We start from the raw sequence: 15,095 nt of genomic DNA, 5'->3' as shown, positions 1-15,095 counted from the left end.
CACGCATCTCCGGTTCTGCGCAGGGGGTGCAGGAGGGGTGGTCACAAGACGGTCTCGGTGAGGATCCTCCCCAGCTGCTGCGTCTCCGTGAGGAAGCCGTCGTGCCCGCGGGTCGAGGCGATCCGGCGCACCCGCACCGGGCGGGGCAGGCTGGCCGCCAGCAGCTCGGACTGCTCCGGGTGGAACAGCCGATCCGAATCCACCGCGGCCACGGTCCACCGGCAGGTGGTGCGGGCCAAGCCCGCCCGCAGCCCGCCCCGGCCCCGTCCCAGGTCATGCCCGAGCAGGGCCTCCGTCAGCCCCAGGTACGCGTTGGCGTCGAAGCGGCGGGCCAATTGCCGGCCCTGGTGGTCCAGGTAGCTCTCCACCCGGTACCGCCCGCGCCCGTGCACCGCCCGGTCCTCTTCCGTGCCCTCCTGCCCGCGGCGCCCGAAGCGACGGTCCAGCTCGGCAGGTGAGCGGTAGGTGATGTGGGCGATGCGCCGGGCCAGCTCCAGGCCTCGCACCGGACCCGCCCCGAGGGGGTAGTCGCCGTCGCGGAACTCCGGATCCTGCCGAATGGCCAGAGCCTGGGCGTGGCCCCACGCGATCTGCTCGGCGGTGGCCGCGGGACCGGCCGCGACGACGGCGCAGGCCCGCACCCGCTCCGGGAAGCTCACCGCCCACTCCGCGGCCCGGCAACCGCCCAGGGACCCGCCCACCACCAGGTGCCACCGGTCGATGCCCAAGGCATCGGCGAGCAGGGCCTCGGCCGCGACGGCGTCGCGCAGGCTCGCCCGCGGGAAGCGGGAACCCCAGATCCTCCCGTCCGGGCCCGGCGAGCACGGGCCCGTGGAGCCGTCGCAGCCGCCGAGCATATTGGGGCACACCACGAAGTACCGGTCCGTGTCGATGGCGCGCCCCGGCCCGATCAGGCCCTCCCACCAGCCCGGCCGGCTCGCGGCCAGCCGGGTCTGCTCGGGGGCCTCCGGTCCCACCCGCCCGGCGGCGGCGTGGGTGTCCCCGGTCAGGGCGTGCAGCACCAGCACCGCGTTCGAGGCGTCCGGGGCGAGCTCGCCCCACGTCTCGTAGGCCAGGGACGCAGCGGGCAGCACCTGCCCGCTCTCCAGGGCCAGGGGCCCAAGGCCGAGGGTGCGCACCACACCCTCGGCCCGGGTCCCGACGGGTGCTGCCACCGCGGTCACGCCGCCGGCTCCGGGGCCCGCGCGTCCTGCGCGGCCCCCTCGACGGCACCCGTCTCACGGGCCTCGGCGATCCGCTCGAAGCCGTGCTCCAGGTCCGCGAGGATGTCCCGGATGTCCTCGATGCCCACGGCCAGCCGCACGAACCCGGGGGCCACCCCGGCCGCGCGCAGCTCATCTTCGGACAGCTGGGAGTGGGTCGTGGAGGCCGGGTGGATCACCAGCGAGCGCACGTCCCCGATGTTCGCGACGTTGGAGTGCAGCACCAGGGAGTCCACGAACCGCTGGGCCGCCGGGGAGCCGCCGTCGATCTCGAAGCCGACCACAGCACCCACGCCCTGCGGGCCGTACTTGCGTCCCAGCTCGTACCACGGGGAGGAGGGCAGACCGGCGTAGTGCACCTTCGTGACCTCGGGACGGGCCTGCAGCCATTCGGCCACCTTCTGGGCGTTGTCCACGTGGCGCTGGACCCGCAGGGACAGCGTCTCGATGCCCACGGAGATGTTGAAGGCGTTGGTCGGGGAGATCGAGCAGCCCAGGTCCCGCAGCAGGGTCACCCGGGCCCGCAGGATGTAGGACAGGTTCACGCCGAACACGCCCTTCTCCCCGAGGTCCTCCGCGAAGACCAGCCCGTGGTAGCTGGGATCCGGGGTGTTGAACTGCGGGTAGCGCTCCGGGTCCCGGCCGTAGTCGAACCTGCCGGCATCCACGATCGCCCCGCCGATGGAGTTGCCGTGCCCGCCGAGGTACTTGGTCGCCGAGTGCACGACGACGTCGGCACCCCACTCGATGGGCCGGATCAGGTACGGGGTGGGCACCGTGTTGTCCACGATCAGCGGCACCCCGGAGTCGTGGGCCACCGCCGCGAGCGCCTCGATGTCCAGGACGTCGCTGCGCGGGTTCGGGACGGTCTCCCCGTAGAAGGCCTTGGTGTTGGGGCGCACGGCCGCACGCCAGGCCTCCGGGTCGGAGAAGTCCTCCACGAAGGTGGTCTCGATGCCGTAGGCGGCCAGGGTGTGCTTGAGCAGGTTGTAGGTGCCGCCGTACAGGCTGGGGCTGGCCACGATGTGGTCCCCGGCCTGGGCCACGTTGAGCAGCGCGAGGGTGATCGCGGCCTGCCCGGAGGAGACCAGCAGCGCCCCGACCCCGCCCTCCAGGGAGGCGATGCGGTTCTCCACGACCTCCTGGGTGGGGTTGGTCAGGCGGCTGTAGATGGGGCCCAGCTCCTTGAGGCCGAAGCGGTTGGCCGCGGTCTCGGCGTCGGGGAAGACGAAGGAGGTGGTCTGGTAGACGGGCAGCGCCCGGGCGCCGGTCGCGGCGTCGGGCTCCTGCCCGGCGTGGATCTGGCGGGTGTCGAATCCCCAGCCCTGCGGGGCGGAGGGGGTCGGGAGGGTGGTGTTCTCGGTCATGGTTGCTCCTGCGCTTCTGTGTCAGGGGCGACGACGTCGCACACGGGAGGACATCACCGGTGGGAGCCCGCGCACTGCCTCTCGACCCGGAACCCGCTGGTTCACCGGGGAGCAGCCTCTCGGCGTGCGCGGAGGTCTGTCGGCGACCTCCCGGGCACTCGTGCGCCCGCGCTTGCCGCGTCCGCCGGTCGGCGGTGCGGCCAGGTCCTCACCCAGGGCACCCCACCGCGGTGGGAGGGTTGCCGGCCAGCTAGCTGGGGCTTGTCGCTGGCTCTCGTGACCTGGCATCAACCCTGCTCCCCCGTCCGGCGCCGGTCAAGGACGGCGGCGAATGGGTCCGCGGATGACGGATCGTGACGCGTGTGACGCCGCCGCGACGTCCTCTAGGGTGGAACGGTGCGCGAGGACGGGCCGGGGGCGGACTGTCCGCATCCTCCGGTGCGCCGCGCGCCCACGCACCGCTTTCGTCGTCCGATGAGGAACTCCATGTCCGGTACCAGCCTCCCCTCGCCGTCCCCCGCCGACGCCGCGGATCCGACCACCCTGCAGCGGGGGCTGACCCTGCGCCACATCCGCTTCATCGCGCTCGGCTCTGCGATCGGCACGGGCTTGTTCCTCGGCTCGGCCTCCGCGATCGGCTTCGCCGGGCCCTCCGTGCTGCTGGCCTACGTGATCGGCGGGGCCGCGGTGTTCATGGTCATGCGGGCGATGGGCGAGATGGCCCTGGCCCATCCGGTGGCGGGGGCGTTCTCCGAGTACGCGCACCTGTACCTGGGCCCGTGGGCCGGGTTCGTCACGGGCTGGTCCTACGCCTTCGAGATGGCGCTGGTCGCGGTGGCCGATGTGACGGCGGTCGCCCTGTACATGCGGTTCTGGTTCCCGGGCACCCCCAGCTGGGTGTGGATCACCGCGGTGCTGCTGCTGCTGGCGGCGGTGAACCTGGGGAAGGTCAAGGTCTTCGGGGAGGCGGAGTTCTGGTTCAGCATCATCAAGATCTCCGCGATCGTCGCGATGATCGTCGGGGGTGCTGCCCTGCTGGTCTTCGGCGTGCAGCTGGATCCGGTCCAGCCCTCCACGGTGGCCAATCTGTGGGATCAGGGCGGCTTCTTCCCGAACGGCCTGGCCGGGTTCCTCGCCTGCTTCACGGTGGTCATGTTCGCCTTCGGCGGGGTGGAGACCATCGGGATCACCGCCGGTGAGGCCCAGCACCCGGAGGTGTCCATCCCCCGGGCGGTGAACACGGTGCCGGTGCGCATCCTGCTGTTCTACGTGCTGACCATGGGCGTGATCATGTCCCTGACGCCGTGGTCGGCCATCGACGGCGATTCCTCGCCGTTCGTGCAGATCTTCTCCGCCCTGGGCGTCCCGGCGGCCGCGCACATCCTGAACTTCGTGGTCCTCACCGCCGCGGTCTCCGCCATCAACGCGGACATCTACGGGGCGGGGCGGATGCTGTTCGGCCTGGCCGAGCGCGGTCAGGCGCCGCGGGCCTTCGCCCGGGTCTCCTCCCGCGGGATCCCGCTGTTCACGGTCCTGGCGATGATCCTGGTGCTGGTGGTCGGGGTGCTGGTCAACCACTTCTTCGAGAACGCGTTCCTGATCGTCGCCTCCCTGGCCACCTTCGCCACGGTGCAGGTGTGGGTGATGATCCTGCTGACCCACCTGGCCTTCAAACGCCGGATGCGCGCCGAGGGGACCGCCACGGCCTTCCCCACCCCGCTGTGGCCGCTGGCCTCCTGGCTGGCCCTGGCGTTCATGGTGGGCGTGGTGGTGCTGCTGGCCTTCTTCGAGGACACCCGGGTGGCCCTGTACGTGGGGGTCATCTGGTGCGTCCTGCTGGCCGCGGTGTACCCGCTGGTGCGCCGCCGCGGCGGTGGGGCCGGGCCCTCCCCTGCCCCTACAGTGGAGGGATGAGCCAGACTCCCTCCCCCGTCTGGGGCGACGCCGAACCCCCGAGCACCCCGCAGGAACCCACCGTGCGCACCCTGCACGGGGACGCCTTCGAGGACCCCTACGAGTGGCTGCGGGCCAAGGAGGAGCCGCGGGTGCGCGCCCAGCTGGAGGCGGAGAATGCCTACGCCGAGGCCGTGACCGCCCCGCTGGCCGGGCTGCGCACCCGCCTGTTCCGGGAGATCCGCGAGCGCGTGCAGGAGACGGACCTGACCGTGCCCGTGCGCGACGGCGCCTGGTGGTGGTTCGCCCGCACCACCGAGGGCCACGATCACCCCGTGTACTGCCGGGTGCCCGCCGTCGGCGACGAGCGGGATCCCGAGGCGTGGGAGCCGCCGGTCATCCGGCCCGGTGAGACCCTGCCCGGGGAGCAGACCGTGCTGGATGCGCAGGAGCTGTCCGAGTCCGTACCGTTCTTCGCCCTGGGCTCCTTCTCCCGGGACCGGACCGGGAACCTGCTGACCTACTCCGTGGATGCCTCCGGGGATGAGCGCTACACCCAGTACGTGAAGGATCTGCGCACCGGGCAGCTGCTGGCAGACCGGCTGGAGGAGGTCTTCGCCGGGGGCTTCCTGACCCCGGATGGACGCTGGCTGATCTACACCCTCGTGGATGAGTCCTGGCGCCCGTGTGAGATCCGGGCCCACCGGATCGGGACCCCCGTGGAGGCGGATCTGAGCCTGCTGGCCGAGCAGGACCCGACGATGTGGCTGGGCTGCGGCCTGAGCTCCGATGAGACCCACCTGATCTTCGAATCCGGGCACTCCGAGACCACCGAAATCCGCCTGCTGGAGCTGGCCGAGCTGGACGCCGCCGAGCCGGCGGACCCCTGGCTGCTCCTGGACCGCGGGGCCCGGGTGCTGGCCAGCGCGGACCCGGTGGAGCTGGAGGGCGTCCCGGCGGTGCTCCTGGTGCTCGACGACGCCGCCCCGGACGGCCAGCTGGTGGTCCTGGACCGGGAGGCCGCCCGGGCGGCGTCGGGCCGCATCGAGCGGCTGCGCCGGGCCTGGACCGCGCTGCTGGCCCCGCAGCCCGGGCGTCGGGTGGAGGCGGTGGCCCTGGGCGCGGGCCACGCCGTCGTGGGGCTGCGTCAGGAGACCATCAGCCAGGTCGGGTTCCTGCCGCTGAGCGAGATCGCGGCGGCGCTGCGCGGCGGCGTCGTCCCCGAGCCGTTCTTCCCGGCCTTCGACGAGCAGCTGTTCACCGCGAGCCTGTCGCACTGCTCGGTCCGCTCGCCCGTGGTGCGCCTGGCCGTCACCTCCTGGACCACCCCCTCGCGGGTGTACGACTACCTGCCCCAGGGGCGGCGGCTGCTGCTGCGCCGGGAGCAGCCCGTGCTCGGCGGCTTCGACGCGCGGGACTACACGGCGTACCGGGACTGGGCAGAGGCCCCCGACGGGACCCGCATCCCCGTCTCCGTCATGCACCGGGCGGACCTGGACCTCGACGCGGAGCACCCGGTGCTGCAGTACGGGTACGGCTCCTACGAGGCCAGCATGGACCCGTACTTCTCCATCCCGCGGCTGTCCCTGCTGGATCGCGGCGTGATCTACGTCGTCGCCCACGTGCGCGGCGGCGGCGAGCTGGGTCGGGCCTGGTACACGGACGGGAAGAAGCTGGCGAAGCGGAACACGTTCACGGACTTCATCGCCGTGACGGACCACCTGGCGGCCCAGCCGTGGGCGGATGCCGCCCGGATCGTGGCCGAGGGAGGGTCCGCCGGGGGCCTGCTGATGGGGGCGGTGGCCAACCTGGCTCCCCGGAAGTACGCGGGGATCCTGGCGGTGGTGCCCTTCGTGGACCCGGTCACCTCGATCTCCGATCCGCAGCTGCCGCTGTCCGCCCTGGAGTGGGAGGAGTGGGGCAACCCCATCGAGGACGAGCGGGTGTACCGGTACATGCGGGGGTACGCGCCGTACGAGAACGTGGCCGCCCTGCCGTATCCCCCGATCGCCGCGATCACGAGCCTGAACGACACCCGTGTGCTGTACGTGGAGCCGGCCAAGTGGGTGCCGGCCCTGCGGGAGGCCAGCACCTCCGGGGCGCCGGTGCTGCTGCGCACGGAGATGGACGGCGGCCACGGCGGCGGCTCCGGCCGGTACCAGCGCTGGGAGGACACCGCCTGGGAGTACGCCTTCCTGCTGGGCTGCCTGGGTCTGGCCGAGGCCGAACCCGTCCACGACGACGCGGCCGCAGACAGGCTCCGGGAACAGGGCGGGTCCGGCGCGTGAGCCGCGTGCCGGGATCGGAGCGGAAGGCTCCGCCGCCGATCCGCCGGGTGGTGTTCGCCGAGGACGCCGTCGGGCGCTTCGGCGGGGTGGAGACCCTCCTGCGGGTGCTCGCCCCGCGGCTGCGCGAGAGCGGCCTGAGGGTCGAGTACCTCTCTCACGAGCCGCCGAGCGGCCCGGCGCCCACCCCGGGTCCGGTGCGCTGCTTCGCGGTGCCGGGGTCCGCCTCCCGGTGGGTTCGGCTGGCGGCCGGACTGCGACGGCGGGTCTTCCTGGCCTCGCTGGGCCCGCGCGATGCCCTGGTGATGATGAATGAGACCACCGCGGCCGAGCTGCTGCCGGGTCTGAGCGCAGCCCACCGACTGCGCCCGCGCTCCCGGCGCCCGCTGAGCGTGATGCAGTTTCACAGTCGCTTCGACTCCGCCTGGCGGGTGCGCGGGGATGCGATCCTGCGCCGAGCGGGTGCGGTGTGCGAGGAGTTCCTGGCGCTGAACGAGCAGGAGGCCCGCCGCTTCGCCGCGGCCTACGGGCGCCCGGTGGGGTCCATCCCCAATCCCGTGGCCGTCCCGGTGGCCCAGACCCCGCGTACCCGACGCCCCACCCGGGTGGTGTGCGTGGCGCGGCTGGCCCCGGAGAAGCGGGTGGACTGGGTGCTGCGCGCCTTCGACGCCGCGGCCTCCCGGCACCCGGGCTGGGAGCTGGAGGTCGTCGGAGACGGCCCGGAGCGGGCCGCACTGGAGCGGCTGACCGCGGGCCTGGAGCACGGGCAGCGGATCCGATTCCGCGGGGAGGTGCCCACCGCAGACCTGGCCGAGGTCTACGATGCCGCCGGGCTGCTCGCCCTGGCCTCGGCCTTCGAGGGCACCCCGATGGTCCTGGCCGAGGCCATGGCCCGCGGCGTGCCCGTGGTGTGCACGCCGTCCTCCGAGGCGGTGGCGGCCACCGCCCGGGCGGCGGGCTTCCTCAGCGAGGACTCGCCCGGAGCCTTCACCCGGACCCTGGCCGACGCCATGGGCCAGGAGGAGACCGCCTGGCGGGAGCTGTCCGCCGCGGCCCTGGAGCAGGCCCGCACCCACGACCCGCAGGCCGTGGTGGAGCACTGGCTGCGGCTGCTGCGCCGCTGAGCCCAGATGCGCGAGGGGCCGGGCGCCGCAGGGTCCCGCCCTGCCTCGCCCGGCCCCTCAAGCGGTCTCCCGGTGTCGGGGGCTAGCCCTGCACGCCGAGCTTCTCCAGGATCAGCTCGCGCACGCGGGCGGCGTCGGCCTGGCCGCGGGTGGCCTTCATGACCTGCCCGACCACCGCACCGGCCGCCTGGACCTTGCCGCCGCGGATCTTCTCCGCGACCTCCGGCATCGCCGCCAGCGCCTCATCCACGGCCGCCCCCAGGGCGGAGTCGTCCGAGACGACGGCCAGGCCGCGGGCCTCCACGACCTCGGCCGGGGTGCCCTCCCCGGCCAGGACGTGCTCGAGGACCTTCCGGGCGATCTTGTCGTTGATCTTGCCGTCCTCGATCAGCCCGTTCAGCTCCACCACGGTGGCGGGGGTGGCCCCCAGCTCGCCGGGCTCCACCTCGCGCTGCTTGGCCAGGCGGGCGATCTCGCCCATCCACCACTTGCGCGCCACGGCCGGGCTGGCCCCGGCGGCCACGGTCTGCTCGATCTCCTCGAGCACCCCGGCGTTGACGACGTCGCGGAACTCCTCGTCCGAGTAGCCCCACTGCTCCTTGAGCCGCTTGCGCCGCTGCGCGGGAGGCTCCGGCAGCTCCGCCCGCAGCCGCTCCACCCAGGCCCGGTCCGGCACGATCGGCACCAGATCCGGCTCCGGGAAGTAGCGGTAGTCGTCCGCGTCGGACTTCGGGCGTCCCGAAGTCGTGGAGCGGGTGTCCTCGTGCCACATGCGGGTCTCCTGCAGGATGGACCCGCCGGCGGCCAGCACCGCGGCGTGACGCTGGATCTCGTAGCGCACGGCCCGCTCCACCGAGCGCAGGGAGTTGACGTTCTTCGTCTCCGTGCGGGTGCCGAACGTCTCGGCGCCCTTGGGCATCAGGGACACGTTGGCGTCGCAGCGGACGTTGCCGCGCTCCATGCGGGCATCCGAGATCCCCAGGTTCTTGACGATCTCCCGGATCGCGGCCACGTAGGCCCGCGCCAGCTCGGGGGCGCGCTTGCCGGCCCCGGTGATCGGGCGGGTCACGATCTCGATCAGCGGCACCCCGGCCCGGTTGTAGTCCACCAGGGAGTACTGGGCGCCCTGGATGCGTCCGGCCCCGCCGTGGTGCCCGAGCTTGCCGGCGTCGTCCTCCATGTGGGCGCGCTCGATCTGCACGGTGAACACCGTGCCGTCCTCCAGCTCCACGTCCAGCGCGCCGTTCTCGCAGATCGGCTTGTCAAACTGGGAGGTCTGGAAGTTCTTCGGGGTGTCCGGGTAGAAGTAGTTCTTCCGGGAGAACTCGGTGACCTCGGCGATGTCGCAGCCCAGGGCCAGACCCAGCCTGATCGCGGACTCCACGGCCTGCTTGTTCACGCTGGGCAGCACCCCGGGCAGGCCCAGGGAGACCGGGCTGGTGTTGGTGTTGGGCACGTCGCCGAAGGCGTTGGGCGCCCAGTCGAACATCTTGGTGGCGGTGTTCAGCTCCACGTGCACCTCGAAGCCGAGCACCGGGTCGTAGGCCTCCAGGGCCTGATCGAAGTCCATCAGCTCATCGGTCATCACTCGGACACTCCTTCGGCGTCGGCCTCACCCGAGGCGGCGAGCAGGTCTTCCACGGCCGGGCGGCGCTGCAGCAGCGGAGCCCCCCAGGCCTTCTCCAGGGCGGCCTCCAGGCCGGCCGCGGCACGGTACATGCGGGCGTCCTCGCGCACCGGGGCGATGAACTGCACGCCCACCGGCAGGCCGTCGTCCTCGGACAGCCCCGCCGGGACGGAGATCGCGGGGACCCCGGCCAGGTTGATCGGGATCGTCGCGATGTCGGACAGGTACATGGACAGCGGGTCGTCGGTCTTCTCCCCGAAGCGGAAGGCCGTGGTCGGGGAGGTCGGGGCCAGCAGCACGTCGGCCTGCTCGAAGGCCGCGGTGAAGTCCTCGATGATGCGGGTGCGGGCTTTCTGGGCGGAGCCGTAGTAGGCGTCGTAGTACCCGGCGGACAGGGCGTAGGTGCCCAGGATGATGCGGCGCTTGACCTCCGGGCCGAAGCCGGCGGCCCGGGTCGCGGCCATGACCCGCTCGATGGTCACGGGGCCCTCCTCGGGCTCCACGCGCAGGCCCCAGCGCACGCCGTCGTACTTGGCGAGGTTGGAGGAGACCTCCGAGGACATCAGCAGGTAGTACGCCCCCAGGGCGTAGCGGTAGTGCGGCATGTCGATCTCCACGATCTCCGCCCCGGCCTCACGCAGCGCCTCCAGGGCGTCGGCCACGCGGGCGGCGACCCCGGGCTGGATGCCCTCGGCCTGCTGCAGCTGGCGGATGACGCCGATGCGCATCCCCCGGATCCCGCCTTCGGCGGCCCCGGCGCGGGCCTGGGCGGCGAAGTCCCCGACCTCATCCGGCAGGGAGGTGGAGTCCTTGGGGTCGTGTCCGGCGATCAGCTCGTGCAGCAGGGCCGCATCCAGCACGGTGCGCGCGTGCGGGCCGATCTGGTCCAGGGAGGAGGCCATCGCGATCGCCCCGTAGCGGGAGACCGATCCGTAGGTGGGGTGCACCCCCACGGAGCCGGTCACTGAGGCCGGCTGGCGGATGGATCCGCCGGTGTCCGTGCCCAGGGCCAGGGGCGCCTGGTGGGCGGCGACCGCCGCGGCCGCGCCGCCACCGGAGCCGCCGGGGATCCGGTCCAGGGCCCACGGGTTGCGGGTCGGGCCGAAGGCGGAGTGCTCGGTGGAGGAGCCCATCGCGAACTCGTCCAGGTTGGTCTTGCCCAGGATCGGCATCCGCGCCTGGCGGATCCGCTCGACGACGGTCGCGTCGTAGGGGCTGACCCACCCGTCGAGGATCTTCGACGCCGCGGTCGTGGGCTGCCCGGTGGTGACGATGTTGTCCTTCACGGCCACGGGGACGCCGGCCAGCGGGTGCAGCGGCTTCCCGGCGGCGCGATCTTCGTCCACGGCGCGGGCCGTGGCCAGGGCGCCCTCGGCGTCCACGTGCAGGAAGGTGTTCAGCCCGTCGGCCCGGCCGGTGGCCTCGATGCGCTCCAGGTGGGCGCGCACCAGCTGCTCGGAGGTGATCTCGCCCGCGGCCAGCAGGTCAGCGGCCTGGGCGGCGGTGAGGGTGGTGAGGTCTGCGGCGCTCATCGGCATCTGGCTACTCCTCCCCCAGGATCGCGGGCACCTTGAACTGGCCGTCCTCGGCGTCGGGGGCGCCGGACAGGGCCTCCTCCTGCGTCAGGGTGGGCCCGACGACGTCCTCGCGCAGCACGTTGGTCAGCGCGATGGGGTGGGCGGTCGGGGCGACGTCCTCCTGGGCGATCTCGGACACGGACTGCACGGATTCGACGATGACCTCGAGCTCGCGGGACATCGCGTCCAGCTCCTCGTCGGTCATGTCGATGCGCGCCAGCTCGGCCAGGTGGGCGACCTGCTCGCGGGTGATCGCAGACATGGATTCTCCTGCTCGGGTTCGGTGGGTGCGGGACCCCGCGCCCGGCGCGGGCGTCCCGCAGGTCAGTCTAGTAGCGCCGCCGCGGGCTAACCTCCCGGGCGGGTCCGCCGGAGCGCACCCGGGGACGCGACGACGCCCCGCTCCCCTTCCGCCGGAGCGGGAGGGAGGCGGGGCGTCGGACTCGGCGTCCGCTCAGCCGCGGGGGCCGGAGCGGATCAGGCGCTTCACGCGGCCGGGATCTCCAGAACCTGACCCGGGTAGATCAGGTTGGGGTTGGAGACGCTGGAGGCGTTGGCGTCGGCCAGGGACTCCCAGGACACGCCGTGGGCCGCGGCGATCGCGGACAGGGTGTCACCGGCCTGCACGGTGTAGGTGCCGGCAGCCGCGGTGTACTGGGTCTGCGCCGGGGCGGCCTGCTCGGTCTGCGCCGGGGCGGTGTACTGGGTCTGGGCCGGAGCAGCCTGCTCGGTCTGGGCCGGGGCCTGGGTCTCAGCCTTGGGGGCCTCGACCTGCTGGGCCTGGGCCGGGGCCTGGGTCTCAGCCTTGGGGGCCTCGACCTGCTGGGCCTGGGCCGGGGCCTGGGTCTCAGCCTTGGGGGCCTCGACCTGCTGGGTCTGGGTCTGCGCAGCGGAGGTGCCCTGCTGCTCGGTGGCGCCAGCGGCGGAACCGCTGGTGTCGGCGGCACCCAGGCCGACGCCGCACACGGGCCAGGCGCCCTTGCCCTGGGTGGCCAGGACGTTCTCGGCCACGCGGATCTGCTCGGCGCGGGAGGCGTTCGCCGGGTCACCGGTGCCGCCGTTGGCGGCCCAGGTGGAGGCGGTGAACTGCAGACCGCCGGAGAAGCCGTTGCCGGTGGAGGTGCTCCAGTTCCCGCCGGACTCGCACTGGGCGACGGCGTCCCACTGGGCCTCGGTCGCAGCGTGGGCCGGCATGGACAGGGTCGCGGCGGCGGCGCCGCCGACGACGAGGGCGGCGGTGCCGCGGCGGACGTTACGACGGATGGTGGAAGTAGTCTTCACGATGCTCCTCGGGCCACCTGCGCTCCGTCCATCCCTGGACTTCTCCGCGCCGTCGTCTACCCATCGATGTGTGTGGGGATCTTCTCGAGGTGTCTGCCCTGTAGACGACTCCGGTGTACGGCAGCACCCAGCATATTCGGCCCCTGCACCATGCGCAGGATGACCAGCGTGATCGCCTCGCGGCGATGAACTTTGATAACGATACAATAACGATTTTGGGCTTGGCAACCAAAAATCGTGACGGAATCTTGACCTTCCGTCGTCCCGCCGTCGGAAGCACCTCAGCGGGTGTCCTTGGCAGGACGCGTGCCAGCCTAAGCGGACCCCGCGCAGGGGGTCAAGACCGCAGCCCATGGCGGGGGCCACAGGTCACGGGCCGGTCACGAACCCCGAAAGGCCCCGGAACCCGCGGAATCACGCGGCATCGAAGGGGGCCGGGCCCTCCCGCAGCAGCACCGCGAAGCCCTCCGCATCCAGGATCTTCACACCCAGCTGCTCGGCCTTCTCCAGCTTGGAGCCGGCGTTCTCCCCCGCCACGAGGAAGTCCGTCTTCTTGGACACGGAGCCGGTGGACTTCCCGCCGCGCCGGATGATCGCCTCCTTCGCGGAGTCCCGGGTGTAGCCCTCGACGGTGCCGGTGACCACGACCGTGACCCCCTCCAGCACCCTCGGCACGGTCTCGTCCCGCTCGTCCTCCATCCGCACCCCGGCCGCGGCCCACCGGTCCACGATCTCCCGGTGCCACTCCTCGGCGAACCAGTCGATCACGGCGTCGGCGATCACCGGGCCCACCCCGTCCGTCTCGGCCAGGGCCTCGCGATCGGCCGCGCGGATCGCGTCCATCGAGCCGAAGCGGGTGGCCAGGGCCCGTGCGGCGTTGGGACCCACGTGGCGGATGGACAGGGCCACCAGCACCCGCCACAGCGGCTGGGTCTTGGCCTTGGCCAGCTCCTGGAACAGGGTTTCGGTGTGCTTCTGGGGCTGATCCCGCCGCAGCCCCTTGACCCGCGCGGGGGCGTCCACCGGGATGCGCCCGTAGAAGTAGGGCACCAGCTCCTGCTCGCCGGTGCGCTGGAACCGGCCGTCGGCCCCGCGCACCCGCTTGCCCGCCTCGTCGGTGAGGAAGGTGTCCCGCCAGGTCTGCACCGGCTCCAGATCCTCGGGTCTCAGCTCGAACAGCCCCGCCATGGACACCAGCGGCGGTTCGGCGGGCTCGGCCGGCTGGGTCAGCGCCTGGGCCGTCTCCTCCCCCAGGGCGTCGATGTCCAGCACCGAGCGGGAGCCGATGTAGGCCAGGGTCTGCCACAGCTGGGCCGGGCAGGAGCGGTGGTTGGGGCAGCGCAGGTCCACATCCCCCTCCTTGGCCGGGGCCAGCCGCGTCCCGCAGGAGGGGCAGGTCTCGGGCATCCGGAACTCCCGTTCGGTGCCGTCGCGCAGGGCCGCCACGGGCCCCACGATCTCCGGGATCACGTCCCCGGCCTTGCGCAGCACCACGGTGTCCCCGATCAGCACCCCCTTGGCCTTCACCACGTCCTGGTTGTGCAGGGTGGCCATGGACACGGTGGAGCCTGCCACCTTCACCGGCTCCATCAGCCCGTACGGGGTGGCCCGTCCGGTGCGCCCGACGCTGACCTCGATGTCCAGCAGCCGGGTGTTGACCTCCTCCGGCGGGTACTTGAAGGCCACGGCCCAGCGCGGCACCCGGGAGGTGTGCCCCAGCAGGGCCTGGGTGCGGAAGTCATCCACCTTGACGACGATGCCGTCGATCTCGTGCACCAGATCGTGCCGGTGCTGCCCGTAGTCGGCGATGAACTCCAGGATCTGCTCCTCGGTCTCCAGCACCCGGGCATAGGGGCTCACCGGCAGCCCCCAGGAGGCCAGCAGCTCGTAGGCCTGCGACTGGGAGTCCGCGGACAGCTCCGTGCGGTGCCCGATGCCGTGGATGAACACGGACAGCCGACGCCGCGCGGTGACCTCCGGATCCTTCTGCCGCAGGGACCCGGCCGCGGCGTTGCGCGGGTTGGCGAAGGGCGCCTTGCCGGCCGCGACCAGGGCCTCGTTCAGCTCCCGGAAATCGGCCGAGGCGATGAAGATCTCCCCGCGCACCTCGATCTCCGCGGGTACGTCCTCACCGGTGAGCCGCTGGGGGATGGAGGCGATGGTCGCGACGTTGCGGGTCACGTCCTCCCCCGTGGTCCCGTCCCCGCGGGTCGCGGCGCGCACCAGGCGCCCCTCCCGGTACAGCAGGTTCACCGCCAGTCCGTCGATCTTCAGCTCGGTGAGCCAGGCCGGGCGCGCCCCGGGTCGCAGCCGCTCGATGGACTCCCGGGCCCGGGCCAGCCAGGCGCGCAGCTCCTCGACGGAGAACACGTCCTCCAGGGAGTACATCCTCTCCAGGTGCCGCACCGGGGCGAAGGCCTCGGAGACCTCCCCGCCGACCTCCTGGGTCGGGGAGTCGTTGGCGACCAGCTCCGGATGCTCGGCCTCCAGCGTCTCCAGCTCGCGGTACAGCGCATCGTAGGAGGCGTCGGAGATCCTCGGGGCGTCCTCCAGGTAGTAGGCGGTGCGCGCGGCGCGGACCTGCTCGATCAGCTCGGCGTAGCGGTCCTTCAGCCGCTCCTCGGGGATCTCGCGGTCGGCGTCGGCGGTGGCGTGCTGGGCGCGGGTCTTCTCGGTGCTCACGGCAGACCATTGTCCCCCATGGCCCCCGGCCCCGCC

Annotated in this window: 10 protein-coding genes and 1 riboswitch; of the genes, 3 read left to right on the top strand and 7 right to left on the bottom strand. The window is 72.6% G+C overall.

Annotated elements, in window-relative coordinates; all coding sequences use genetic code 11:
* Nucleotides 1-41: 41 nt before the first annotated feature.
* Together metX and AC0VXQ_RS03155 are read right to left on the bottom strand one after the other, a co-directional pair.
* Complete coding sequence (gene metX / locus AC0VXQ_RS03160) at nucleotides 42-1,184, bottom strand: homoserine O-acetyltransferase MetX (protein WP_055684387.1); 1,143 nt, start codon at nucleotides 1,182-1,184, stop codon at nucleotides 42-44.
* Complete coding sequence (locus tag AC0VXQ_RS03155) at nucleotides 1,181-2,590, bottom strand: bifunctional o-acetylhomoserine/o-acetylserine sulfhydrylase (protein WP_055684386.1); 1,410 nt, start codon at nucleotides 2,588-2,590, stop codon at nucleotides 1,181-1,183. Before AC0VXQ_RS03155 ends, metX begins: the two co-directional genes overlap by 4 nt.
* Nucleotides 2,591-2,753: 163 nt before the next feature.
* Nucleotides 2,754-2,872: riboswitch (SAM riboswitch) on the bottom strand.
* A 204-nt stretch (nucleotides 2,873-3,076) separates the two neighbouring features.
* On the opposite strand from AC0VXQ_RS03155, the gene AC0VXQ_RS03150 reads away from it, so the two are divergent.
* The 3 genes from AC0VXQ_RS03150 to AC0VXQ_RS03140 are packed head-to-tail and all read left to right on the top strand — an operon-like array spanning nucleotide 3,077 to nucleotide 7,892.
* Nucleotides 3,077-4,504: an amino acid permease gene (locus tag AC0VXQ_RS03150; RefSeq protein WP_055684385.1), complete on the top strand. Its 1,428-nt coding sequence runs from the start codon at nucleotides 3,077-3,079 to the stop codon at nucleotides 4,502-4,504.
* Complete coding sequence (locus AC0VXQ_RS03145) at nucleotides 4,501-6,771, top strand: S9 family peptidase (protein ID WP_055684384.1); 2,271 nt, start codon at nucleotides 4,501-4,503, stop codon at nucleotides 6,769-6,771. Before AC0VXQ_RS03150 ends, AC0VXQ_RS03145 begins: the two co-directional genes overlap by 4 nt.
* Nucleotides 6,768-7,892 carry a glycosyltransferase family 4 protein gene (locus tag AC0VXQ_RS03140; protein ID WP_055684383.1) on the top strand — a complete coding sequence of 375 codons (1,125 nt, stop codon included), beginning with the start codon at nucleotides 6,768-6,770 and terminating at the stop codon, nucleotides 7,890-7,892. The genes AC0VXQ_RS03145 and AC0VXQ_RS03140 overlap by 4 nt, the downstream gene beginning before the upstream one ends.
* Before the next feature lie 82 nt (nucleotides 7,893-7,974).
* Here the strand turns inward: AC0VXQ_RS03140 and gatB are convergent, their stop codons facing one another.
* From gatB to ligA, 5 genes are all read right to left on the bottom strand, one after another.
* Nucleotides 7,975-9,477: an Asp-tRNA(Asn)/Glu-tRNA(Gln) amidotransferase subunit GatB gene (gene gatB / locus AC0VXQ_RS03135; protein WP_055684382.1), complete on the bottom strand. Its 1,503-nt coding sequence runs from the start codon at nucleotides 9,475-9,477 to the stop codon at nucleotides 7,975-7,977.
* A complete protein-coding gene (gatA, locus tag AC0VXQ_RS03130; RefSeq protein ID WP_055684445.1) occupies nucleotides 9,477-11,051 on the bottom strand; it encodes an Asp-tRNA(Asn)/Glu-tRNA(Gln) amidotransferase subunit GatA in 1,575 nt (524 codons plus the stop codon). The genes gatB and gatA overlap by 1 nt, the downstream gene beginning before the upstream one ends.
* A gap of 10 nt (nucleotides 11,052-11,061) precedes the next feature.
* The gene (gene gatC, locus AC0VXQ_RS03125) at nucleotides 11,062-11,358 is read right to left on the bottom strand and encodes an Asp-tRNA(Asn)/Glu-tRNA(Gln) amidotransferase subunit GatC (RefSeq protein WP_055684381.1); all 297 of its coding nucleotides are present in this window, start codon (nucleotides 11,356-11,358) and stop codon (nucleotides 11,062-11,064) included.
* A 224-nt stretch (nucleotides 11,359-11,582) separates the two neighbouring features.
* A complete protein-coding gene (locus tag AC0VXQ_RS03120; RefSeq protein WP_475529118.1) occupies nucleotides 11,583-12,377 on the bottom strand; it encodes a transglycosylase family protein in 795 nt (264 codons plus the stop codon).
* Nucleotides 12,378-12,791: 414 nt separating this feature from the next.
* The gene (gene ligA, locus AC0VXQ_RS03115) at nucleotides 12,792-15,059 is read right to left on the bottom strand and encodes an NAD-dependent DNA ligase LigA (RefSeq protein WP_055684379.1); all 2,268 of its coding nucleotides are present in this window, start codon (nucleotides 15,057-15,059) and stop codon (nucleotides 12,792-12,794) included.
* Nucleotides 15,060-15,095: the final 36 nt, after the last annotated feature.

This window comes from Rothia sp. QJM3NY_36, from assembly GCF_056173115.1.
The sequence above is the reverse complement of the archived record's forward strand: the minus strand, read 5'-3'. Positions and strand labels throughout refer to the sequence as shown.

Coding starts and splice junctions, on each gene's coding strand:
- gatB (WP_055684382.1), bottom strand. CDS start 9,477: ATGACCGATGAGCTGATGGACTTCGATCAGGCCCTGGAGGCCTACGAC.
- AC0VXQ_RS03150 (WP_055684385.1), top strand. CDS start 3,077: ATGTCCGGTACCAGCCTCCCCTCGCCGTCCCCCGCCGACGCCGCGGAT.
- gatC (WP_055684381.1), bottom strand. CDS start 11,358: ATGTCTGCGATCACCCGCGAGCAGGTCGCCCACCTGGCCGAGCTGGCG.
- AC0VXQ_RS03145 (WP_055684384.1), top strand. CDS start 4,501: ATGAGCCAGACTCCCTCCCCCGTCTGGGGCGACGCCGAACCCCCGAGC.
- gatA (WP_055684445.1), bottom strand. CDS start 11,051: ATGAGCGCCGCAGACCTCACCACCCTCACCGCCGCCCAGGCCGCTGAC.
- AC0VXQ_RS03155 (WP_055684386.1), bottom strand. CDS start 2,590: ATGACCGAGAACACCACCCTCCCGACCCCCTCCGCCCCGCAGGGCTGG.